The organism is Variovorax sp. 05T418 (genome assembly GCF_056396385.1).
Genome location: NZ_JBFTLJ010000014.1, coordinates 104,152 through 124,891 on the forward strand (window position 1 = coordinate 104,152; position 20,740 = coordinate 124,891).

Here is a 20,740-nt window from a genome sequence, read left to right on the forward strand (position 1 = left end):
CCGGATTCCGTACTCTGTATACAGAGTTCAAGGAAAGCCGTCCATGCCCGCCCAGCTCGTCAGCATCGAAGCCGCGCCCGACCTCGTCGACCAGGTCTATCGCGCCCTGCTCGGCGCCATCAGCAGCGGCGCGCTGGCGCCCGGCGAGCGGATCACGCAGGAAGACATCGCGCAGCGCCTGTCGGTGTCGCGCCAGCCCGTGCTGCAGGCGCTGCGCCTGCTCAAGAAGGACGGTTTCGTGCACGACGCGCCCGGCCGCGGCGTGCTGGTGGCGCCGCTCGACGCCGACTGGATGCGCAAGGTCTACCAGGTGCGCGGCGCGCTCGACGTGCTGGCCGCGCGGCTTGCAGCCGCACAGCGCTTTCGCATCGACCCCAAGCTGCTGGAGCGCGGCCGCCGTGCAGCGCGCGGGCGCAATGTCGAAGCCATGATCGATGCCGACATGGCTTTCCACCAGGCCATCTACGAGGCCTCGGGCAATCCGCTGATCGGCCAGAGCGCCGACCAGCACTGGCGCCACCTGCGCCGCGCGATGGGCGCCGTGCTGCAGGCCGAGCCGCAGCGCGAGACGCTCTGGGACGAGCACGAAGCCATCGCCGCCGCCATTGCGGCCGGCCATGCGCAGCGCGCTGCGCAGCTGAGCGAGGAACACGTCGCCCGGGCCAGCGAGGCACTGGGCCGGCGGCTCGCGCAGCAGCTCGCGCGCACCGCATCCGCATCCACCCCCACCCGCAAAGGAGACAAGGCATGAAGTTGACCCCCGAGCAACGCGCGCAGTTCGAGCGCGACGGCTACCTGTTCTTTCCCGGCCATTTCTCGCCCGAAGAAACCAGGGCGCTGACCGATGCGGTGCCCGACCTGTACAGCAAGCGCGAGGCCTTCAACGTGCGCGAGAAGGGCTCGGATGCGGTGCGCACCAACTTTGCCGCGCACCTGATCAGCGAGCCATTTGCGCGGCTCGCGCGCCATCCGCGCATGGTGGAGCCGGTGATGGACCTCTTCGGCGAAGAGGTCTACATGCACCAGTTCAAGATCAACGGCAAGATGGCGTTCGAAGGCGACGTATGGCAGTGGCACCAGGACTACGGCACCTGGCTCAACGACGACCTGATGCCCACCGAGCGCGCGATGAACGTCGCGATCTTCCTGGACGAGGTGAACGAGCACAACGGCCCGCTGATGTTCATTCCGGGCAGCCACCGCAAGGGCGTGGTGGATGCGAAGCACGACCTCACGACCACCAGCTATCCGCTGTGGACGGTGGACAACGACCTGATCCGGCAGCTGGTGGACCGCGCTGGCGGCAAAGGCCACTACGACGCGGCGGGCCGCCACGTCGGGGGCGGCATCGTCTCGCCCAAGGGGCCCGCCGGCTCGATGATCCTGTTCCACAGCTGCCTCGTGCATGCCTCGGGCAGCAATCTTTCGCCGTTCAACCGCGTGGCGGTGTACCTGAGCCTGTGCGCTGTCAGCAACCACATCCGGCGCCACAAGCGGCCCGAGTACATCGCGCACAGAAACTTCGCGCCCATCGAGCTGCTGCCCGACGATTGCCTGCTCAAGCCCTACCCGGTCGAGGTGCCGTGGAAGAACGGACTGCCCGAGAGTGCCCTGCAGACCTCGCTCGAAGTCCTCGACACCGCGGAGGCCTGACGCCATGAGCCTCTACGCCCGCCTGCAGCAGCGCGCCGCCGAAGGCCGCCCCATCCGCATCGGCCTGATCGGCGCCGGCAAGTTCGGCTCGATGTACCTCGCGCAGATTCCGCGCACGCCCGGCGTGCAGCTGGTGGCGATTGCCGACCTCTCGCCCGCGGCGGCACGTGCCAACCTCGAGCGCGTCGGCTGGAAGCCCGAGCGCGCCGCGGCGGGTTCGGTGCAGGAGGCCCTGAAGACGGGCAGCACCTGGATCACCGACGACTGGCAGGCCGTGACGCGCGAGCCCGCCATCGACATCGTGGTCGAGTGCACCGGCAACCCGGTGGCAGCCGTCGAGCATTGCCTGGATGCGTTTGCACATGGCAAGCACGTGGTCAACGTCACGGTCGAGGCCGATGCCTTCTGCGGCCCGCTGCTCGCGCGCCGCGCGCAGCAGGCCGGCGTGGTCTATTCACTGGCCTTCGGCGACCAGCCCGCGCTGATCTGCGACCTGGTCGACTGGGCGCGCACCTGCGGCTTTCCGGTGGTCGCGGCCGGACGCGGCCACAAGTGGCTGCCGCACTTCACCGAATCGACGCCCGAGACCGTCTGGGGCAACTACGGCCTGACGCCCGAACAGGCGCTGCGCGGCGGCCTCAATCCGAAGATGTTCAACAGCTTTCTCGACGGCTCCAAGCCGTCCATCGAAAGCTCGGCGGTGGCCAACGCCACCGGGCTCACCGTGCCTTCGGACGGCCTGCTCTACCCGCCCGCGAGCGTGGAGGACATTCCCTTCGTCACGCGCCCCCGGAGCGAAGGCGGCGTGCTCGAACGCAAGGGCATGGTCGAGGTCATTTCCTCGCTCGAGGCCAACGGGCGAAAGATCCCCTACGACATCCGCATGGGCGTGTGGGTCACGGTCGAGGCCGAGACCGACTACATCAAGAACTGCTTCGAGGAATACAACGCCCACACCGACCCGAGCGGGCGCTACTTCACGCTCTACAAGCGCTGGCACCTGATCGGCCTGGAGGTCGGCATGTCGGTGGCCAGCGTCGCCTTGCGCGGCGAGCCGACCGGCGTGGCCACCTGCTGGAACGCCGACGTGGTGGCCACGGCCAAGCGCGATCTCGCGCCCGGCGAAATGCTCGACGGCGAAGGCGGCTACACCGTCTGGGGCAAGCTGCTGCCGGCCGAGCGCTCGCTCGGCCTGGGCGGGCTGCCGCTCGGGCTGGCGCACAGCGTCAAGCTGGTGCGACCGGTGAAGAAGGGCCAGAGCCTCTGCTGGGCCGACGTGGCCATGGACACCTCGACCTCCGCCTACCGGCTGCGAAGCGAGATGGAGGCCATGTTCGCCCCCGCCGCGCAGGCCAAGGCGGCCTGAAAGCCTAGGTAGCGCAACCGTTGCGCCGAACGGCAATCGCGTAAAAAATCATCTGCTCGACACGGACGCCGTGTCGAAATGACCGGCTGCGGGCCGTCATTGTGGTGAGCGATCCTGCTCAGCCTCTTTTCCACGATGGAGAGACACCATGCAGTACATGTTGATGTTCTATCAGCCCGCGGCCGAATTCGAACAGCGGAACGACGCGTCCTCGCAGGCCTACCGGGCCAGCTGGGTGGCGTATGCCGATGCGGTGCGCCAGTCGGGCATTTCGCTCGGCGGGCACGGCCTCCTGCCGCCGATGACCGGCACCACGCTGCGCGTGCGCGGCGACAAGCGCCAGGTGCAGGACGGCCCCTTTGCCGACACCAAGGAGCAGCTCGGCGGCTACTTCGTGGTGGACGTGCCGGACCTCGATGCCGCGCTCGAATGGGCGGCCCGCGCGCCCTGCGCAGCGAGCGGGGGCGTGGAGGTGCGGCCGGTCTTCACGGCCACGGCCCTCGCGGCGGCCACCCCGTGAACCACCCGGCGGCTCACCAGGCCGCCGAACGTGCGGCGCGCGAGTCGTACGGCCGCCTGCTGGCCATCCTGTCCGCGCGCACGCACGACATCGCCGCATCGGAAGATGCGCTCGCCGAGGCCTTCGCGCGCGCGCTGGAGCGTTGGCCGGCCGACGGCATTCCCGCGCAGCCCGAGGCCTGGCTGCTGAGCGTGGCGCGGCACCGCAAGCTGGACGCCTGGCGCCACAGCCGCGTGCAGGACGATGCGACGCAGTCGCTGCTGCTCTTGGCCGGTGAGATGGACGACGCCCCTGAGGGCGCAGCCGTGCCCGACGAGCGGCTGCGCCTGATGTTCGTCTGCGCGCATCCGGCCATCGATGCGGCGGCGCGCGCGCCGCTGATGCTGCAGACCGTGCTCGGGCTCGACGCGGCCCGCATGGCCGGTGCCTTTCTCACCGCGCCTTCCACGCTGGGCCAGCGGCTGGTGCGGGCCAAGGCACGCATCCGGGCCGCGGGCATTCCCTTCGAATATCCGCATGCGCGCGAACTTCCGCAGCGGCTGCAGGACGTGCAGGGCGGCATCTACGCCGCCTACGGCACCGGCTGGGACGACGTCGACGGCGCCGACGCCCTGCCGCGCGGCCTCACCGCCGAGGCCATCGACCTCGGCCGCATCCTGTGCAGCCTGATGCCCGATGAGCCCGAGCCGCTGGGCCTGCTCGCGCTGATGCTCTTCTGCGAAAGCCGCGCCGCGGCCCGGCGCAGCGAGGCCGGCGCCTACGTGCCGCTCGACCAGCAGGACCCGCTGCGCTGGAACCCCGACCTGCTCGCGGAGGCCGAACGCTGCCTGCGCCGGGCCTCGGAGATGAAATCGCTCGGCCCCTACCAGCTGGAGGCCGCCATCCAGTCGGCCCATTGCGAGCGCCGTGTGGGTGCGCCCGTGCCGCCCGAAGTGCTGGTGTCGCTCTATGAAGGACTGCTGGCGCTGCGGCCCAGCATCGGTGCCCAGGTCAGCCTGGCCTGCGCACTGGCCAATGCGCGCGGCCCCGACGTCGGCCTGCGCGCGCTGGAGGCCATGCCGGCGGCCGAGGTGCAAAGCTACCAGCCGTTCTGGGCCGCCCGCGCGCACCTGCTCGCAGCCGGCGGTGCGCGCGCCGCGGCACGCCAGGCCTACGACCGCGCGATCGGCCTCAGCAGCAACGCCGCCGTGCGCGCCTACCTCAACGCAATGTCGGAACGGCTTTGATCTTCTGGCGCCGGAGCGGTCAATCCTGCGGAGCGGCCACCGCCTCGCCCACCCTCTGCGCATCGAGCCGGCTGCCGCCCTGCGCCAGCGTCACGCCGACCACCGCGTTGCCTTCGCCGCGCCGGAACCTGACCTCGGCGCCGATGGCCGTGACCGCGAAGCGGTCGCTGCCGATGGGCGTGAGCGCGTTGTAGCCCCGGCCTGTCTCGCGCACCAGCAGGCGGCCGCTGCGCACCGCAAAGCCCAGCGTCTTGGCCCTGTTGATGCGGAACTCGCCCTCGTAATCTGCAAGGCGCTGCGGATCGATCGGCACCGGGGCGGTCGGCACCGGATAGCGGCTCTTGCCGATGGCCAGCATCACGGACTGAAGCGGCGCGCGCGCATTGCTGCCGAGCACGATCAGTGCTTCTCCGGTGTCGGGCGCAAGCAGCCACAGCGTGCGGTAGCCCTCGGTCACGCCGGCGTGGTAGTAGGTGCGCCGGCCGCCCTCGGGGCCGCGCACCATCACCGCATAGCCGATCTCGGCGCCTTCGTAGCGCGCGAGCGGCGTGAGCATGCGCACGGCCGCGGGGCCCAGCGGACCGCTGGCGCCGGCGAGGATCGCGCGGCTCAGCGTGAGCATGTCGGCCGCCGTGGAACGCAGCGCGCTGGCCGGCGCATAGGCCGCCATGTCGAGCAGCCGCTGGCGACGGTCGCCGGCAAAGGCCGGGGCCATGCGCGAGGCCTTGTCGCCGAGCTGGATCACCGTGTCGTTCATGCCCAGCGGCTCGGTGATGCGCGCGCGCACCAGCTCGCCCCAGGTGGTGCCGAGCCGTTCGGCCAGGACCTGGCCCAGCAGCGCCATCCCGAAATTGCTGTACGCCGCTTCGCAGGGCGGCGCCGGCGCCGTGAGCCGGATGCGCGACAGCGCATCCCAGAACGCCGCCTTGTCGAAGGCACGGAACTGCGCGGCCAGCGCGGGCCCGCCGGCCACGCCATCGGCCATCACGGGCATGCAGCCGGTGTGGGTCACGAGTTGGCGCAGCGTCACGGAGGCCACCGCAGGAGAGAGCCGCGCCGCCAACTTGCCGGCCAGCAGCTGGCCCACCGCGTCGTCGAGCTTCACCTCGCCGCGCTCCACCGACTGCGCCAGCAGCAGGCCCGTGAACACCTTCGTCACGGAGCCGATCTCGAACATCGGCTGCTCGGCGCTGTTCGGCTCGATCGCGCGCATTGCGCCTGACGGCTCGGGGTTGTGCGCCACGCCATAGGCGGCGTTGCCGCCGCGCAGCACGCCGACCACCAGCGTTCCCCTTTCGGCGCCCAGCGCCGTCTTCGCGATGGCGGCGGGATCGCTGGCCAGGGTGATGGGCAGCGGCTGTGCCCATGCGGCGGCGGCCGGCAGCAGGGCAGCAAGCCAGGCGGCCGTCCATCGGCGGGCCAAGGCGGAGCAAGAAAGCCGCATCGTGGAATTCCCCAGGCATCGAAGAGGCGCCATGGTGCCACGGCCGCGGAACTTGGCGCGCGGCGGCCACAATCGCGTCATGCGTGCCTTGCTCTCCACCTTCTCATGGCAGGAACTGCGCCACCATCCCTGGCGCAACGCCGCGGCCGTGCTGGCCGTGATGCTGGGCGTGGCGCTCGCGTTCTCGGTGCAGCTGATCAACGCTTCCGCGCTCGATGAATTCTCGAGCGCCGTGCGCTCGGTCAACGGCCAGCCTGATCTCGAAGTGCGCGCCGTGCAGGGCAGCTTCGACGAAGCGGTGTTCGCACGGCTCGCGCAGCATCCGCAGGTGGCGCTCGCGAGCCCGGTGCTCGAATTCCAGGGGCTCGCGCTGGCCGGCGAACGCCAGCTGCCGATGCGCGTGATCGGCATCGATGCGCTGGCGCTGCCCACCATCGCGCCAGCGCTGATGCCGCAGCCCGGCAGGAACGCCGCGCGCTTTGCGATGCTCGCGCCGGGCCATGTGTTTCTCAACGCGGCGGCGCGCAGCGCGCTCGGGCTCCCGGCCGAAGCAACAGAAGGCCGCGTGGAGACGGTGCAGCTGCGCACCGGCGGCGGCGCCTGGCGGCAGCTCGAGGTGGCAGGCCACGTCGCCGCCGGCGGCGCGGCGCTGGCGGTGCTGGACATCGGGGCCGCGCAGGACCTGTTCGACAAGCTCGGCCAGCTCAGCCGCGTCGACCTGAAGCTCGCTCCCGGCACCGACCGCGCGGCCTTCACCGCATCGCTGCAGCGTTCACCGGGCTGGCCCGCCGGCCTGCAGTTTGCCGAGCCCGGCGATGCGGCCGAACGCGTGAGCAATCTCTCGCGCGCCTACCGCGTCAACCTGACGGTGCTCGCGCTGGTGGCGCTTTTCACCGGGGCCTTCCTGGTGTTCTCGGTGCTGGCGCTCAGCGTGGCCAAGCGCGCGCAGCAGTTCGCGCTGCTCGGCGTGCTGGGCCTGACGCCGCGCGAGCGCTTGCGCCTGGTGCTGGTCGAATCGCTGGTGCTGGGCCTGATCGGAAGCAGCGCCGGCCTCGCGTTGGGCACAGCGCTCGCAGCCTTCGCATTGCGCGTGCTCGGCGGCGATCTGGGCGGCGGCTACTTCGAGGGCGTGGCGCCCACGCTGCACTGGAGCAGTGCCTCGGCGCTGCTGTACGGCGGGCTCGGCGTGCTCGCGGCACTGGTGGGTGGCTGGTGGCCCGCGCGCGCGGCGCAGGCGCTGCCCGAAGCGCAAACGCTCAAGGGTCTGGGCGCCGCACCCGTGCAGAGCCATGGCCACTGGCCCGCGCTCGGCCTCATTGCCGCCAGCGCGGCGCTGGCCAACATGCCGGCTGTCGGCGGCATTCCGATAGCGGCGTATCTCTCGGTGGGCTGCCTGCTGGTGGGCGGCATCACCGCGCTGCCCTGGCTCATTGCGCTGCTGTACGACCGCATCGCGCCTGTGTTCGCAGAGCGCGTGCTGCCGATGCTGGCCATCGAGCGCGCACGGCGCATGCGCGGCACCGCGGCCGTGGCGGTGAGCGGCGTGGTCGCGAGCCTGAGCCTTGCGGTGGCGCTCACGGTGATGGTGGCGAGCTTTCGCGATTCGGTCACGCATTGGCTCGACGTGGTGCTGCCGGCCGATCTTTATGTTCGCGCCACCTCGAGCGGCCGCTCCGGCAATTCGGGCACCCAGAGCAGCAGCGACACCGCCACCTTCGCGCCGGCCTTCGTGCAGGCGCTGGCACGGCTGCCGGGCGTGGAACGCATCGGTACGCTGCGAACCCGCTCGCTGCAGCTCGACCCCGCGCAACCCGCCGTCACGCTGATCGCGCGAAGCCTCGAAGGCGGCGCATCACAGGCGCTGCCGCTGGTGGGCCCCGCGCTGCCGGTGCCCGCCGGCCAGGTCGGCATCTACGTGAGCGAGCCGATGGTCGAGCTGTATGGCGCGAAGCCAGGTTCGCTCTTTGCGCCGCTTTCGCCGGCATTGGCCACCGCGGGCTCTCCCCCGGCTGCGTTCTTCGTCGCGGGCGTGTGGCGCGACTATGCGCGGCAGTTCGGCGCCATCACGATGGACGCGCGCGATTTCGAGCGCCTGACGGGCGAACGCAACGTGAGCGACGTGTCACTGTGGCTCGCGCCCGGCACGTCCGAGGGCGCGGTGCAGGCCGCGGTGCGCGAGCTGGCGGCACGCGGCGACGGCTCCGATTCGACTGCGACGAACGTCGAGATCTCGTCGGTCGGACAGATCCGCGCCACCTCGCTGCGCATCTTCGACCGCAGCTTTGCAGTGACCTACTGGCTGCAGGCCGTGGCCATTGCCATCGGCCTGTTCGGCATTGCCGCGAGCTTCAGCGCGCAGGTGCTGGCGCGGCGCAAGGAGTTCGGACTGCTCGCGCACCTGGGCTTCACGCGGCGGCAGGTGCTGGCGGTGGTGGCGGGCGAAGGCGCGGCGTGGACCGCGATCGGCGCCGTGGCGGGGCTCCTGCTCGGGCTCGCGGTGTCGGTGGTGCTGGTGAAGGTGGTCAATCCGCAGAGCTTTCACTGGACGATGGACCTGCTGGTGCCCTGGGGACGGCTGCTGGTGCTCTGCGCTGCCGTGGTTGCTGCGGGGACGGTGACTGCGTGGCTGGCGGGGCGGGCTGCTGCGGGGAGGGATGTTGTTTTGGCTGTGAAGGAGGATTGGTAGTTTTGGGTTCAGGGGCCGGGACTCGCCCCGGCGGGCGACTCACTTTCTTTTGCTTCGCCAAAAGAAAGTAAGCAAAGAAAAGGCGACCCTACTGTCTGCGTCCCTCCGCTTCGCTGCGGGCAACCTGCGGTGCTCGATTCCGGCGGGGGTCCGCAGAACTCGCTTCGCTCAAACAGCTGCGGCCCTGATCCCGCCTCCATCTGCGCTCCTCGGCGCATACAGAAGGGGTGGGAGCGGGCGGCCTTCGCTCTCGCTCGGCCCCAAGACCAACAGCCCAACTCAATATCAACCACCGCAGGCGCTACGCGCCTGCGGTGGCTTGGTGGCCGAGCGAAGCAAAGGCCCGTGTGGTTTGCCCTCCCCTCTGTATGCGCCGAGGAGCGCAGCGTTTCGCGGATCAGGGCTCGCCCTTGTTTGAGCGAAGCGAGTTTGGGCGAGACCCCGCGAAACGCGAGCACCGCAGGTTGCCCGTAGCGCAGCGAAGGGTCGCAGACAGTGGGGTCGCCTTTTCTTTGCTTACTTTCTTTTGGCGAAGCAAAAGAAAGTGAGTCCGCCGCCGGGCGGAATCCCGGCCCCCGCCCCCCAAAAAACCTAAGGCAAAGAAGGCATCAACCGAACCCTCTCCACAGTCTCCCTCTCCACCGCCCCCCGGCTATAAACCAGCGGCACATACTTCCCCTCGAGCCAGAGCGGCGCCAGATCCCGATAGTGCGGACTGTCCGGATCCCCCGACTGCCCCGGCGTATTGATCGCCCGCGAGGCATCCCAATTCCCCACGTCGAGCACCATCCGGAACGAAGCTCCCGACGTGAGCTTGTAGTCATTGGCGCGGTAGCTGGCCGCCATCGGCGTGAACGCCGAGCCCGACATCGGCCAGTCGCCGACTTCCAGCTTCTTGCGCGTGGCCGCATCGACCACGCCGCCGAGCGGATGGCGGAACTCCGCGCGGTGCAGCGCGCCCCACTTCCACGCCGACATGTCGGGCCCGAGCTTGGCCGTGAGCTCCTGCATCGCGGGCGGCAGGGTTTCGAGCAAGAGCGCATCGCGCTGTGCATCGCTCACCCAGCCGAAGGGGTTCTCCAGCAGCAGCAGCATGCGCGTGTTGTCCCCGGGTGCTGCCAGCGAGGCCGCGGCTTCGCCGGCACCGGCCTTGAGCACCGCCGCGCGCAGCGTCTTGGCGCTCCACACTTCGTACAGCGCAGCGGCGGCGCTGTCGCGGTCCATGGTGCCGTCCCAGCCTTGCAGCAGCCGCAAGCCGGCGGCCGTGCGGGCATCGTCGCTGCGCAGGCCGGCCAGGAGCTTGAGCAGGCGCTGGGCCGGCGTGGCGACGATGTCGTTCTGCATGCGCTCCGAATCCTCGAGCGTGAAGCGCGAACCCGAGGCGGCCTTTCTCTCGAACAGCTCCTTGAGGCGGCGCGCACGCGCACCGTCGCTCCATTCGTAGCCGATGCCCTTCTTCGCGGCCGGATGATCGGGCGGGATGTTGTTCTCGTTCGCGGTCACGACATAGCCGCGCGCAGGGTTGAACTCCGAGGGCAGTTCGTCGCCGTTGCGAAAGCCCGACCACTCGTAGCGGCCATCGCCCGGCACCGGCATGAGGCCGTCCCAGTTGGGGCGGATCGGCGTGAGGCCGCCCGGTATCCAGCCGACGTTGCCGTTGCGGTCGGCATAGACCTGGTTCTCGCCGGGTGCGCCCCAGCGGTTCATGGCGGCGCGGAACTGGTCCCAGTTCTGCGCGCGCATGTAGTCCATCGAACCGAAGTACGGCGCCATGCCGGGCTCGAGCCATGCGGCGCGCAGCGCGAATGCGCGCCGCTTGCCAGGCTCGGACAGCAGCACCGGGCCGTGGCGCGTGAAGGTGTTCACCACCTCGCGCGGCGCGCTCTCGCCGCGCACGGCAATGCGCTCGGTGACGCGGGTCATCGGCTCCCATCGGCCCTGGTAGCGGTACTCGTTCGGGTTCCGGGGATTGAGCTGGTACACGTACAGGTCTTCCTGGTCCATGTAGAAGCGCGTGAGACCGAAGGCGATGGTGCCGTTGTGGCCGATCGAGAGGCCCGGCAGGAAGGGTTCGCCGGCGCCGATGGCGTCCATGCCGGGCGCGCTGAGATGCGCCATGTAGCGCAGGCTCGGCGCGCCATGGGCGCGGTGCGGATCGTTGGCAAGGATCGGGCGTCCGGTGGCGGTGAGCTTCGGCGCGATGACCCAGTTGTTGCTGCCATAGGCGGCCGTCGGATCGCCTTGCAGCGCCTGTTGCTGCTGCTCTTGCTCCTCCTCGGCACTGCGTGCTGCAGCTTCGGCGCTGCCGGGCGGCAGGAGCGCGGACGCGATCGCAGTGCCGGCCAGCCGTGTGTTGGCCTTGGTGAAGCGCGGCGGCTCGGTGGCGCGCAGGTAGGCCGCGCGCAGCTCGGCCGCCGGGATGCTGCAGGGGTCGAACCCCACGGGCACCCTGGGCGTGACCGGCGGATCGAGCTCGCGGCGCAGCCAGTCGGCCTTGATGCCCTGGCCGCCGGCGCAGAAGGCGCGCGCCCGGTCGATCTCGGACGTGAAGTTGAGCGTGAGGCCGTGATGGCGGATGCGCACCACGTCCTCGGCCGACCAGGTCGACGGCTGGTAGCCCAGCAGCGCGAACTCCTTCGGCAGCAGCGCCGGCTGCGCACGCACCTGCGCCACATAGGCGTTGACGCCGGCCGTGAAGGCCTCGGCCACGCGCTTGGCATCGGAGCCGTAGGCCAGCCATTCGCGGTACATGTCGCCGCGGTAGAGCACGGCGCGCGCGGCGCGGTCGCTCTCGACCCAGGCGGGGCCGAAGTCCTTGGCCATCTCGCCCAGGCCGCGCTTGCGCCAGAGGTCCATCTGCCAGAGCCGGTCGCGCGCGGCAATGAAGCCCTGCGCAACGAAGGCGTCGTAGAGCGTGCCCGCATAGAGATGCGGCACACCCCAGCGGTCGATCAGCACCTCGGCGGGCTTCTCCAGGCCGGGCACCGCGAAGGACGTCGGCGCGCGCGGCGGCGTCTGCACATCGGGCGGCCCGGATGCGCAGCCCGCGAGCACCAGGGCCGCGAGCGCCGTGGCGCCAATGGAATGCCTTTGACCTGACGAACGCCGCGACGTGGGGCGCAGGTGTCTTGTTCTCATGCGTCTTGTCTCCTGCCGGGTGGAATTTGGCAGCGCACAGTATCCCGATTTGCGCGTTCGCTGGGTGCTGCGAGGGATGACTTGTAGACTTCCTCCTACATGCAGCAAACACCCTCCTCTTCCTCCTGCAGCGGCTGGCTCGGCGGCGCGATCCGCCGTATCGAGGCCGACTACCAGCGCAGCGCCGACACGCACCTGATCCCGCTGCCGCTGCCCGCGCTTGCCGCGGCCGGCATCGACCTGTACCTGAAGGACGAATCGACCCATCCCACCGGCAGCCTCAAGCATCGGCTCGCGCGTTCGCTCTTTCTCTATGCGCTGTGCAACGGATGGGTGCGCGAGGGCACCACCATCGTCGAGGCCTCGAGCGGCTCGACGGCGGTCAGCGAGGCCTATTTCGCGCGGCTGCTGGGCCTGCCCTTCATCGCGGTGATGCCGCGCAGCACCTCGCCCGAGAAGGTGGCGCAGATCGCCTTCTACGGCGCGCGCTGCCACTTCGTCGACCATGCGGCGCAGGTCTACGAGGAAGCGCACGCGCTCGCCGAGCAGACCGGCGGCCACTACATGGACCAGTTCACGTACGCCGAGCGCGCCACCGACTGGCGCGGCAACAACAACATCGCCGAAAGCATGTTCCAGCAGATGGCGCGCGAGCGGCATCCGGTGCCGGCGTGGATCGTGGTGGGCGCAGGCACCGGCGGCACCAGCGCCACCATCGGGCGCTATCTGCGCTACCGCTGCCATGACACGCAGGTGTGCGTGCCTGATCCCGAGGGCTCGGTGTTCTCGGCCTACCACCGCAGCGGCGACGCCACGCTGACCGCGGCGGGCTCGCGCATCGAAGGCATCGGCCGGCCGCGCGTGGAGCCGAGCTTCATCCGTTCGCTGGTCGACCGGATGATCGAAGTGCCCAATCTCGATTCGGTGGCCGCCATGCACGCGCTCTCGGCGCTGCTCGGCCGCAAGGTGGGCCCGTCGACCGGCACCAACTTCGTCGGCATGCTGGCCATTGCCGGCGAGATGCGCGCGGCCGGCCGGCAGGGCTCCATCCTTTCGCTGCTGTGCGATGCGGGCGAGCGCTACCTGCCGAGCTATCACGATGCCGCCTGGGTGCAGAACGCGTTCGGCGACATCGGCCCGGCGCAGCGGCGCATCGACGCACTGGTTGCGGGGTGATGCCGCCGCCTGCCTTCTTTCACAAGCTCTCGCGCCGCAGCCTGTTGCTTGCGGCGCTGGCCGCCGCGCCCGCAGGCTGGGCACTGCCCGCGCGCACGCTGCAGTTCCCGCGCGACTACGGCAGCCACCCTGATCTGCAGACCGAGTGGTGGTACATCACGGGCCACGCGAAGACCCCCGCGGGGCGCGAGTTCGGCTTCCAGGTGACCTTCTTCCGCTCGCGCGTCGATGCGGCAGAGGGCCTGCGCTCGGCCTTCGCGGCCAGGAACCTGGTGTTCGCGCATGCGGCCGTCACCGACCTCGAAGGCCGCGTGCTGCTGCACGACCAGCGCATTGCGCGCGCGGGCTTCGGCGTTGCATCGGCCAGCGAAACCGACACCGATGTGCGACTGCGCGACTGGTCGCTGGTGCGCAGGGAGGACGGCAGCTATTCGGCACGCATCCCGGCCGGCGAGTTCTCGCTCGACCTGCGCTTCACGCCCACGCAGCCGGTGCTGCTGCAGGGCAAGGCCGGGCTCTCGCGCAAGGGACCGGAGGAAGCGCAGGCGAGCTACTACTACAGCGAGCCGCAGCTGCGCACCCAGGGCAGGCTCGCGCTCAAGGGCCAGGCCTTCGACGTCGACGGCACCGCCTGGCTCGACCACGAATGGAGCGAGGCGCTGATGCACCCCGAGGCCGTGGGCTGGGACTGGATCGGCATGAACCTGGACGACGGCAGCGCCCTCACCGCCTTTCGCCTGCGGCGCCGCGACAGCAGTGCGCTGTGGGCCGGCGGATCGTTTCGCATGCGCGATGGCGCGCTGCGCGTTTTCAACAATGACGAGGTGCGCTTCGACGGCGCGGATACGTGGACGAGCCCGCGCACGCAGGCGAAGTACCCGACCCGCTGGCGCGTGCAAACGCCCTCAGGCAGCTTCGAGGTGCGCGCGCTGCTCGACGACCAGGAGCTCGACAGCCGCGGCTCCACCGGCGGGGTGTACTGGGAAGGCCTGAGCGACCTCGTCGATGCGCAAGGCCGCCGTGTCGGCCGGGGCTACCTCGAGATGACCGGCTACGCCGCACCGCTGCGGCTCTGAGGCCGCGCAGCAGCCCTGTGCGGCTGTCATCACGCCGTCATGGCGGGCCCCTGAACTCGGCACTCGACGTTTGCACGATGGTCGTGCGCCAAGGCTCGAATGAACAGACGACTCCGGCTCATCGCGCTGCTGATGGCGCTGCTGGCCGCGGCAGGCGCCGCGTGGGTGTTCGCAGCCGCGCGGCCGGCCCCATCGGCAACGAACGCAGCGCTTGAAATCCGCTGGCACGGCAACGGCATCGTGCTGCAAGGCGCGGTCAGGGATGCCGCCATGCAGCGCGCGCTGGTGGACGGCGCGACCGCGCGGCTCGGCGGCGAAGCCGACCAGGTGGTGGACTGGCTCGACATCGTGCCCACCGCGCTGCCCATCGCGGACGCCGCGTCGCTCGCCAGCCTGATCCGCATCGGGCAGGAGGGCTGGCACCTGCAACGGCAAGCCACCGAGGGATGGCTGGCGGTGCAGTCGCCCGGCGATGCGCAGAGCGCCCAGGCGGGCGAATTGCTGCAGCGCGCCTTCGGCCCCGGCGTGGCCATCCGCGTGGTTCCCCTGCCCTGATCACGCTTCCTGCGCGGGGCGGTCATGGCGACGTCATCTGCCATGTCCAGCATGCGCTGCTGCATTCCATCAAAGAGGAGAGGCTGGCTCATGCACGCATCGTTGAAACATCTCGCCCTGGCGGGGGTGGTCCTGGCCACCTTGTCCGCCTGCGGCGGAAGCGGCGGCAATTCGAACGGGTTCATTCCGTTCCTCCCGCCACCCGCACCGGCGCCGGCACCGCCCCCTGCGCCGGCGCCGGCCGCGCCCGGCAGCATGGACGTGAAGCTCATCGCCTTCAACGACCTGCACGGCAACCTCGAGCCGCCCCGGCTTTCCATCACCGCCCCGGCGAACGGCGGCGGCACGGTGCCGGTGCCCGCCGGCGGCGCCGCCTACCTCGCTTCGGCCATCGCGTCGCTCAAGGCGAAGAACGAGAACAACGCCGTGGTCTCGGCCGGCGACATGATCGGCGCCTCGCCGCTGGTGTCGGCGCTGTTCCTCGACGTGCCGACCATCGAGGCCGTGAACGCGATGAAGATCGACTTCAATGCGGTCGGCAACCACGAGTTCGACAAGGGCCAGACCGAGCTCCTGCGCATGAAGAACGGCGGCTGCGCCAAGAACACGCCGCTGGAGCCCTGCCGCGTGAACAAGGCCTTCCCGGGCGCCAACTTCGGCTTCCTGGCGGCCAACACCGTGAAGAGCGACGGCACCACGCTGTTCCCCGCCACGGGCATCAAGAGCTTCACCAAGGACGGCGCCACGGTGAAGGTCGCATTCATCGGCATGACGCTCAAGGGCACGCCCAGCATCGTGACGCCGGCCGGCGTCGCGGGCCTGAGCTTCAAGGACGAGGCCGACACGGCCAACGCGCTGATCCCGCAGCTGAAGGCCCAGGGCGCCGACGCCATCGTGGTGGTGGTCCACGAGGGCGGCACCACCACCGTGGGCTACAACGACAAGAGCTGCGCCGGCCTGAGCGGCGACATCCTGCCGATCCTCGACAAGCTCGACGCCTCCGTCGACGTGGTGATCTCGGGCCACACGCACCGCTCCTACACCTGCGACTATGGCAAGACCAACCCGGCCAAGCCCTTCCTTTTGACCAGCGCCGGCCAGTACGGCACCCTGCTGACCGACATCAACCTGACGATCGACACGCGCACCCGCAAGGTCACGGCCAAGTCGGCCGACAACGTGATCGTCCAGGGCGAGGCCTACACCAGCGGCGCAACCACGGTGGCGCTGACCGACCAGTACCCCGTGTTCGGCAAGAACCAGGAAGTGGCCGCGCTCGTCAGCCAGTACCTGTCCGTCGCGGCGCCGCTGGTGCAGCGGGTGGTGGGCACGCTCTCCGGCCCGGCCACGCGCACCCAGGCGGCCTCGCGCGAAAGCGTGCTGGGCAACCTGATCGCCGATGCGCAGCTCGCCGCCACCAGTGCCAGCAACAAGGGCGGCGCGCAGATCGCGTTCATGAATCCGGGCGGCGTGCGCGCCGACCTGGTGCCGGCCGGCGACGGCAGCGTGACCTATGGCCAGATCTTCAGCGTGCAGCCCTTCGGCAACAGCCTGGTGGTGAAGACGATGACCGGCGCGCAGATCAAGGCCTTGCTCGAGCAGCAGTTCAACAGCGGCAGCAACACGGTCGCCTCGCCAAGGGTGCTGCTGCCTTCGCGCAGCCTGAGCTACAGCTACAGCCTCTCGGCGCCCGCGGGCTCGCGCATCGGCAACATGGCGCTCAACGGAACCGCCATGACCGACGGCGCGAGCTACCGCGTGACGATGAACAGCTTCCTGGCCACCGGCGGCGACAACTTCACGGTCTTCAACCAGGGCACCGACACGCTCGGCGGCGACCAGGACGTGGACGCCCTCGAGGCCTACATCAAGGCGAACAGCCCGCTCGCGCCGCCCGCGGCCAACCGCATCACGGCGCTGCCCTGAGCGGGCTTGCGCCAGAAGCGAAGAAGGCGGACAGAATCCGCCTTCTTTCGCTTCAGGCCTTCTTGCCGCGGCGCCGGTCGATGAAGGCGATGACCTCGCCCATGATGCCCCTGCGGAACGCCAGCACGCAGATCACGAAGATCAGGCCCGTGACCATGGTGACCGACTCGCCGAGCGTGTTGAACCAGTCGACCCCGGTGAGGCGCGCCATGAAGGTGCCGAAGTCGCCCACCTTGTTCTCCAGCAGCACCACGACCGCCGAGCCCACCAGCGGGCCCGACAGCGTGCCCAGGCCGCCCACCAGCGTCATCAGGATCACGTGGCCCGAAGCGGTCCAGTGCACGTCGCTCAGCGAAGCGAAGCCGAGCACCAGCGTCTTGAGCGAGCCCGCCAGGCCCGACAGCGCGGCCGAGATCACGAAGGCCAGCAGCTTGAAGCGGTTGACGTCGTAGCCGAGCGAGATGGCACGCGGCTCGTTTTCCTTGATGCCCTTGAGCACCTGCCCGAACGGCGAATGCACCGTGCGCGCAATGAGCAGAAAGGCCGCCACCACGATCACCAGCGCGACGTAATACATCGTGAGGTCGTCGCGCAGGTCGATGAGGCCGAAGAGCTTGCCGCGCGGCACGCTCTGCAGCCCGTCCTCGCCGCCAGTGAAGGGCGCCTGCAGCGCGACGAAGTACATCATCTGCGCGAGCGCCAGCGTGATCATCGAAAAATAGATGCCCTGGCGGCGGATGGCCAGCCAGCCGAACACCAGTCCGAGCAGCGCGCCGGCCAGCGTGCCCGCGATCAGCCCGAGCTCGGGCGTGAGGTGCCAGACCTTGAGCGCATGGCCCGTGAGGTAGGCCGAGCCGCCCAGGAACGCGGCATGGCCGAAGGACAGCATGCCGGTGTAGCCCAGCAGCAGGTTGAAGGCGCAGGCAAAGAGCGCAAAGCACAGCACCTTCATCACGAACACCGGATAGAAGCCGATGAAAGGTGCCGCGATGAGCGCCAGCAGCAGCACCCCGTAGACGACGAGCGATATTTTCTTCATGGACTTCACTTCTCGCTGCCGAACAGGCCCGCCGGACGGATCAGCAGCACCACGACCATGATCACGAACACCACCGTGGCCGAGGCCTCCGGATAGAACACCTTGGTCAGCCCCTCGACCACGCCGAGCCCCAGGCCCGTGAGGATGGCGCCCATGATCGAGCCCATGCCGCCGATCACGACCACCGCGAACACGATGATGATGAGGTTCTGCCCCATCAGCGGCGAGATCTGGATCACCGGCGCCGCGAGCACGCCCGCGAAGGCCGCCAGCGCCACGCCGAAGCCGTAGGTCAGCGTCACCATCAGCGGCACGTTGACGCCGAAGGCTTCCACCAGCCGCGGGTTCTCGGTGCCGGCGCGCAGGTAGGCACCGAGCCGCGTCTTTTCAATTGCATACCAGGTGGCAAAGCACACCACCAGCGACGCCACCACCACCCACGCGCGGTAGTTGGGCAGGAACATGAAGCCCAGGTTGGTGCCGCCGCTCAGCGCCTCGGGCGTGCTGTAGGCCAGGCCAGAGACGCCGTACACCGAGCGGAAGCCGCCTTCGATCAGCAGCGTGAGGCCCAGCGTGAGCAAGAGGCCGTAAAGGTGGTCGAGCTTGTAGATCCAGCGCAGCAGCAGCCGCTCGATCAGCACGCCGAACAGGCCGACGATGACCGGCGCCACCACCAGCATGACCCAGTAGTTGACGTTGAAGTAGTTCATCGCCATCCACGACAGCACCGCCCCCATCATGAACAGCGCGCCATGCGCGAAGTTGATGACGTTGAGCAGCCCGAAGATCACCGCCAGCCCCAGGCTCAGGATCGCGTAGAACGACCCGTTGACCAGCCCCAGCAGGAGCTGGCTCAACAGGGCAGGCATAGAAATATTCATCGTGAATGGAATCGAGGTTCAGAAAGGAGGCAGCGGCTTCGCGCGGGGGCGCCGCGTACGGCCGCCTCCCGCTCAGGCAACGCTTACTTCCACAGCGCGCAGGTGCTTTCTTCCTTGGTCGTGTAGACCTGGTCGCCGGGCACCTTCTTGACGATCTTCAGCAGGTCCCACGGGCCCTTGGATTCCGAAGGCTTCTTCACTTCGGCCAGCAGCATGTCGTGCACCATGCGGCCGTCGGCGCGGATCACGCCCTTGGCGTAGAAGTCGTTGATCGGCGTCTTCTTGAGGTAGGCCATGACCTTGTCGGCATCGGTGCTCTTCACGGCTTCCACGGCCTTGAGGTAGGCCATGGTGGCCGAGTAGTCGGCGGCCTGGATGTCGGTCGGCTTGTTCTTGGTCTTGGCTTCGTAGCGCGCGGCCCACTTGCGCGACTCGTCGTCGGCGTCCCAGTACCAGCTGGTGGTGTGCAGCAGGCCCTGCGTGGCCGGCAGGCCCAGGCTCTTCACGTCGGTGAGGAACACCAGCAGGCCCGCGATCTTCATCGACTTGTCGATGCCGAATTCCTTCGATGCCTTCATCGAGTTGATGAAGTCGCCGCCGGCATTGGCCAGGCCCAGCACCTGGGCCTTGGAGTTCTGCGCCTGCAGCAGGAAGGACGAGAAGTCCGACGCATTGAGCGGCGCCCGCACCGTGCCCACCACCGAGCCGCCCTTGGCCTTGACGACCTTGGCGGTGTCGGCCTCGAGCGCATGGCCGAAGGCATAGTCGGCCGTCAGGAAGAACCAGCTCTTGCCGCCGGTGTCGACCACCGCGCCGCCGGTGCTCTTGGCCAGCGCGACGGTGTCGTAGGCGTAGTGCACGGTGTAGGGGCTGCACTGCGCGTTGGTGAGCGCCGAGGTGGCCGCGCCGTTGGTGAAGAACACGCGCTTCTTTTCCTGCGCCACCTTGGCGGTGGCCAGCGCCACGCCCGAATTGGTGCCCGCGAAGATCATCGTGGCGCCGGCGGTGTCGATCCACTCGCGCGCCTTCGAGGCCGCGATGTCGGGCTTGTTCTGGTGGTCGACGCTCAGCACCTCGACCGGCTGGCCGAGCACCTTGCCGCCCATGTCGTCGATGGCCATCTGGATGGCCGTGGCGCCGCCCTTGCCTTCCAGGTCGGCGTACAGGCCCGACAGGTCGCTGATGTAGCCGATGACGACCTTCTCCTGCGCCTGCACGGCATGGCTCGCAAGACCTGCGGCCCCGAGCATGAGAGCAATGATTTTGAGCTTGGTTTGCATGGTGTCTCCTGAATAGTTGAAAGGGTCGTCGACAGAAAAAAATGGCGTGCGCTCGCTTATACGCCCAGCAGCTCGCTGAGCACGGGCATCTTGGCTTCGAGCTCCTTGGCGCCGAAGGCCTCGACCATGCGGCCGTGCTCCATCACGTAGAAGCGGTCGGCCAGCGGCGCGGCAAAGCGGAAGTTCTGCTCCACCATCACGATGGTGTAGCCCTTGGCGCGCAGCGTGTGGATCATCCGCGCGAGCGCCTGCACGATGACGGGCGCGAGGCCTTCGGATATCTCGTCGAGCAGCAGCAGCTTGGCGCCGGTGCGCAGGATGCGCGCCACCGCGAGCATCTGCTGCTCGCCGCCCGACAGCCGCGTGCCCGGGCTGTTGCGGCGCTCGGCCAGGTTGGGGAACATCTCGTAGATCTCGGCCACCGACATGCCCTGCCCCACGCCCTTGCCGTTCTTGAGCGGCGGCGGCAGCAGCAGGTTCTCCTCGGCCGAGAGGCTCGCGAAGATGCCGCGCTCCTCGGGGCAATAGCCGATGCCCAGGTGCGCGATGCGGTGCGTGGCCATGCCGATGGTCTGCACGCCGTTGACTTCGATGCTGCCCTTGCGCGAGCCGGTCAGGCCCATGATCGCGCGCAGCGTGCTGGTGCGCCCCGCGCCGTTGCGCCCGAGCAGCGTGACCACCTCGCCGGGCTGCACCACCATGTCGACGCCATGCAGCACATGCGATTCGCCGTACCAGGCGTGCAGGCCCTTGATTTCGAGCGCGGCGGTCATC

Annotated in this window: 16 protein-coding genes; 10 read left to right on the forward strand and 6 right to left on the reverse strand. The window is 69.2% G+C overall.

All coding sequences use genetic code 11. The features are described 5' to 3' along the window. Window positions 1-43 precede the first annotated feature (43 nt). From AC1DMS_RS24640 to AC1DMS_RS24660, 5 genes are all read left to right on the forward strand, one after another. Window positions 44-751, forward strand: coding sequence for a GntR family transcriptional regulator (locus tag AC1DMS_RS24640; protein ID WP_478181917.1), 708 nt, complete (start codon window positions 44-46; stop codon window positions 749-751). After that, a complete protein-coding gene (locus AC1DMS_RS24645; RefSeq protein WP_012748569.1) occupies window positions 748-1,653 on the forward strand; it encodes a phytanoyl-CoA dioxygenase family protein in 906 nt (301 codons plus the stop codon). Before AC1DMS_RS24640 ends, AC1DMS_RS24645 begins: the two co-directional genes overlap by 4 nt. 4 nt (window positions 1,654-1,657) lie before the next feature. Further along, window positions 1,658-3,019: an NAD(P)H-dependent oxidoreductase gene (locus AC1DMS_RS24650; RefSeq protein WP_278876028.1), complete on the forward strand. Its 1,362-nt coding sequence runs from the start codon at window positions 1,658-1,660 to the stop codon at window positions 3,017-3,019. Window positions 3,020-3,167: 148 nt separating this feature from the next. Then, window positions 3,168-3,539: a YciI family protein gene (locus AC1DMS_RS24655; RefSeq protein WP_478181918.1), complete on the forward strand. Its 372-nt coding sequence runs from the start codon at window positions 3,168-3,170 to the stop codon at window positions 3,537-3,539. Then, window positions 3,536-4,765 carry an RNA polymerase sigma factor gene (locus tag AC1DMS_RS24660; protein WP_478181919.1) on the forward strand — a complete coding sequence of 410 codons (1,230 nt, stop codon included), beginning with the start codon at window positions 3,536-3,538 and terminating at the stop codon, window positions 4,763-4,765. The genes AC1DMS_RS24655 and AC1DMS_RS24660 overlap by 4 nt, the downstream gene beginning before the upstream one ends. A gap of 19 nt (window positions 4,766-4,784) precedes the next feature. Here AC1DMS_RS24660 and AC1DMS_RS24665 read toward each other — a convergent pair whose 3' ends face one another. Next, window positions 4,785-6,188, reverse strand: a complete 1,404-nt coding sequence (locus tag AC1DMS_RS24665; protein ID WP_478181920.1) for a serine hydrolase domain-containing protein — start codon at window positions 6,186-6,188, stop codon at window positions 4,785-4,787. 100 nt (window positions 6,189-6,288) lie between these two features. Between AC1DMS_RS24665 and AC1DMS_RS24670 the strand changes: the two genes are divergently transcribed. Continuing rightward, on the forward strand, window positions 6,289-8,895 hold the full coding sequence (locus AC1DMS_RS24670) for an FtsX-like permease family protein (RefSeq protein ID WP_478181921.1): 2,607 nt from the start codon (window positions 6,289-6,291) through the stop codon (window positions 8,893-8,895). A 591-nt stretch (window positions 8,896-9,486) separates the two neighbouring features. Here the strand turns inward: AC1DMS_RS24670 and AC1DMS_RS24675 are convergent. Further along, entirely contained in the window at window positions 9,487-12,033 is a 2,547-nt protein-coding gene (locus AC1DMS_RS24675) for a penicillin acylase family protein (protein WP_478181922.1), read from the reverse strand. 99 nt (window positions 12,034-12,132) lie between these two features. Here AC1DMS_RS24675 and AC1DMS_RS24680 point away from each other — a divergent pair, with 99 nt between their 5' ends. From AC1DMS_RS24680 to AC1DMS_RS24695, 4 genes are all read left to right on the forward strand, one after another. After that, window positions 12,133-13,209, forward strand: a complete 1,077-nt coding sequence (locus AC1DMS_RS24680; RefSeq protein WP_478181923.1) for a PLP-dependent cysteine synthase family protein — start codon at window positions 12,133-12,135, stop codon at window positions 13,207-13,209. Beyond that, window positions 13,209-14,285: a lipocalin-like domain-containing protein gene (locus tag AC1DMS_RS24685; protein WP_478181924.1), complete on the forward strand. Its 1,077-nt coding sequence runs from the start codon at window positions 13,209-13,211 to the stop codon at window positions 14,283-14,285. Before AC1DMS_RS24680 ends, AC1DMS_RS24685 begins: the two co-directional genes overlap by 1 nt. Window positions 14,286-14,384: 99 nt before the next feature. Beyond that, a complete protein-coding gene (locus tag AC1DMS_RS24690; RefSeq protein WP_478181925.1) occupies window positions 14,385-14,840 on the forward strand; it encodes a hypothetical protein in 456 nt (151 codons plus the stop codon). Between the two features lie 90 nt (window positions 14,841-14,930). Then, window positions 14,931-16,766, forward strand: coding sequence for a bifunctional metallophosphatase/5'-nucleotidase (locus AC1DMS_RS24695; protein WP_478181926.1), 1,836 nt, complete (start codon window positions 14,931-14,933; stop codon window positions 16,764-16,766). Window positions 16,767-16,818: 52 nt separating this feature from the next. On the opposite strand, the gene AC1DMS_RS24700 is transcribed toward AC1DMS_RS24695, so the two are convergent. From AC1DMS_RS24700 to AC1DMS_RS24715, 4 genes are all read right to left on the reverse strand, one after another. Continuing rightward, entirely contained in the window at window positions 16,819-17,805 is a 987-nt protein-coding gene (locus tag AC1DMS_RS24700; RefSeq protein WP_478181927.1) for a branched-chain amino acid ABC transporter permease, read from the reverse strand. A 5-nt stretch (window positions 17,806-17,810) separates the two neighbouring features. Continuing rightward, complete coding sequence (locus AC1DMS_RS24705; protein WP_012748581.1) at window positions 17,811-18,686, reverse strand: branched-chain amino acid ABC transporter permease; 876 nt, start codon at window positions 18,684-18,686, stop codon at window positions 17,811-17,813. Between the two features lie 83 nt (window positions 18,687-18,769). Then, complete coding sequence (locus AC1DMS_RS24710; protein WP_012748582.1) at window positions 18,770-19,966, reverse strand: ABC transporter substrate-binding protein; 1,197 nt, start codon at window positions 19,964-19,966, stop codon at window positions 18,770-18,772. Between the two features lie 56 nt (window positions 19,967-20,022). Further along, entirely contained in the window at window positions 20,023-20,739 is a 717-nt protein-coding gene (locus tag AC1DMS_RS24715; RefSeq protein ID WP_278874755.1) for an ABC transporter ATP-binding protein, read from the reverse strand. Between the last annotated feature and the right edge of the window lies 1 nt (window position 20,740).

Bases quoted from the DNA above. Each gene is read 5' to 3' on its own strand.
- AC1DMS_RS24640 (WP_478181917.1), top strand. From the start codon at position 44: ATGCCCGCCCAGCTCGTCAGCATCGAAGCCGCGCCCGACCTCGTCGAC.
- AC1DMS_RS24645 (WP_012748569.1), top strand. From the start codon at position 748: ATGAAGTTGACCCCCGAGCAACGCGCGCAGTTCGAGCGCGACGGCTAC.
- AC1DMS_RS24650 (WP_278876028.1), top strand. From the start codon at position 1,658: ATGAGCCTCTACGCCCGCCTGCAGCAGCGCGCCGCCGAAGGCCGCCCC.
- AC1DMS_RS24655 (WP_478181918.1), top strand. From the start codon at position 3,168: ATGCAGTACATGTTGATGTTCTATCAGCCCGCGGCCGAATTCGAACAG.
- AC1DMS_RS24670 (WP_478181921.1), top strand. From the start codon at position 6,289: ATGCGTGCCTTGCTCTCCACCTTCTCATGGCAGGAACTGCGCCACCAT.
- AC1DMS_RS24675 (WP_478181922.1), bottom strand. From the start codon at position 12,033: ATGAGAACAAGACACCTGCGCCCCACGTCGCGGCGTTCGTCAGGTCAA.
- AC1DMS_RS24680 (WP_478181923.1), top strand. From the start codon at position 12,133: ATGCAGCAAACACCCTCCTCTTCCTCCTGCAGCGGCTGGCTCGGCGGC.
- AC1DMS_RS24685 (WP_478181924.1), top strand. From the start codon at position 13,209: ATGCCGCCGCCTGCCTTCTTTCACAAGCTCTCGCGCCGCAGCCTGTTG.
- AC1DMS_RS24690 (WP_478181925.1), top strand. From the start codon at position 14,385: ATGAACAGACGACTCCGGCTCATCGCGCTGCTGATGGCGCTGCTGGCC.
- AC1DMS_RS24695 (WP_478181926.1), top strand. From the start codon at position 14,931: ATGCACGCATCGTTGAAACATCTCGCCCTGGCGGGGGTGGTCCTGGCC.
- AC1DMS_RS24700 (WP_478181927.1), bottom strand. From the start codon at position 17,805: ATGAAGAAAATATCGCTCGTCGTCTACGGGGTGCTGCTGCTGGCGCTC.
- AC1DMS_RS24705 (WP_012748581.1), bottom strand. From the start codon at position 18,686: ATGAATATTTCTATGCCTGCCCTGTTGAGCCAGCTCCTGCTGGGGCTG.
- AC1DMS_RS24710 (WP_012748582.1), bottom strand. From the start codon at position 19,966: ATGCAAACCAAGCTCAAAATCATTGCTCTCATGCTCGGGGCCGCAGGT.
- AC1DMS_RS24715 (WP_278874755.1), bottom strand. From the start codon at position 20,739: ATGACCGCCGCGCTCGAAATCAAGGGCCTGCACGCCTGGTACGGCGAA.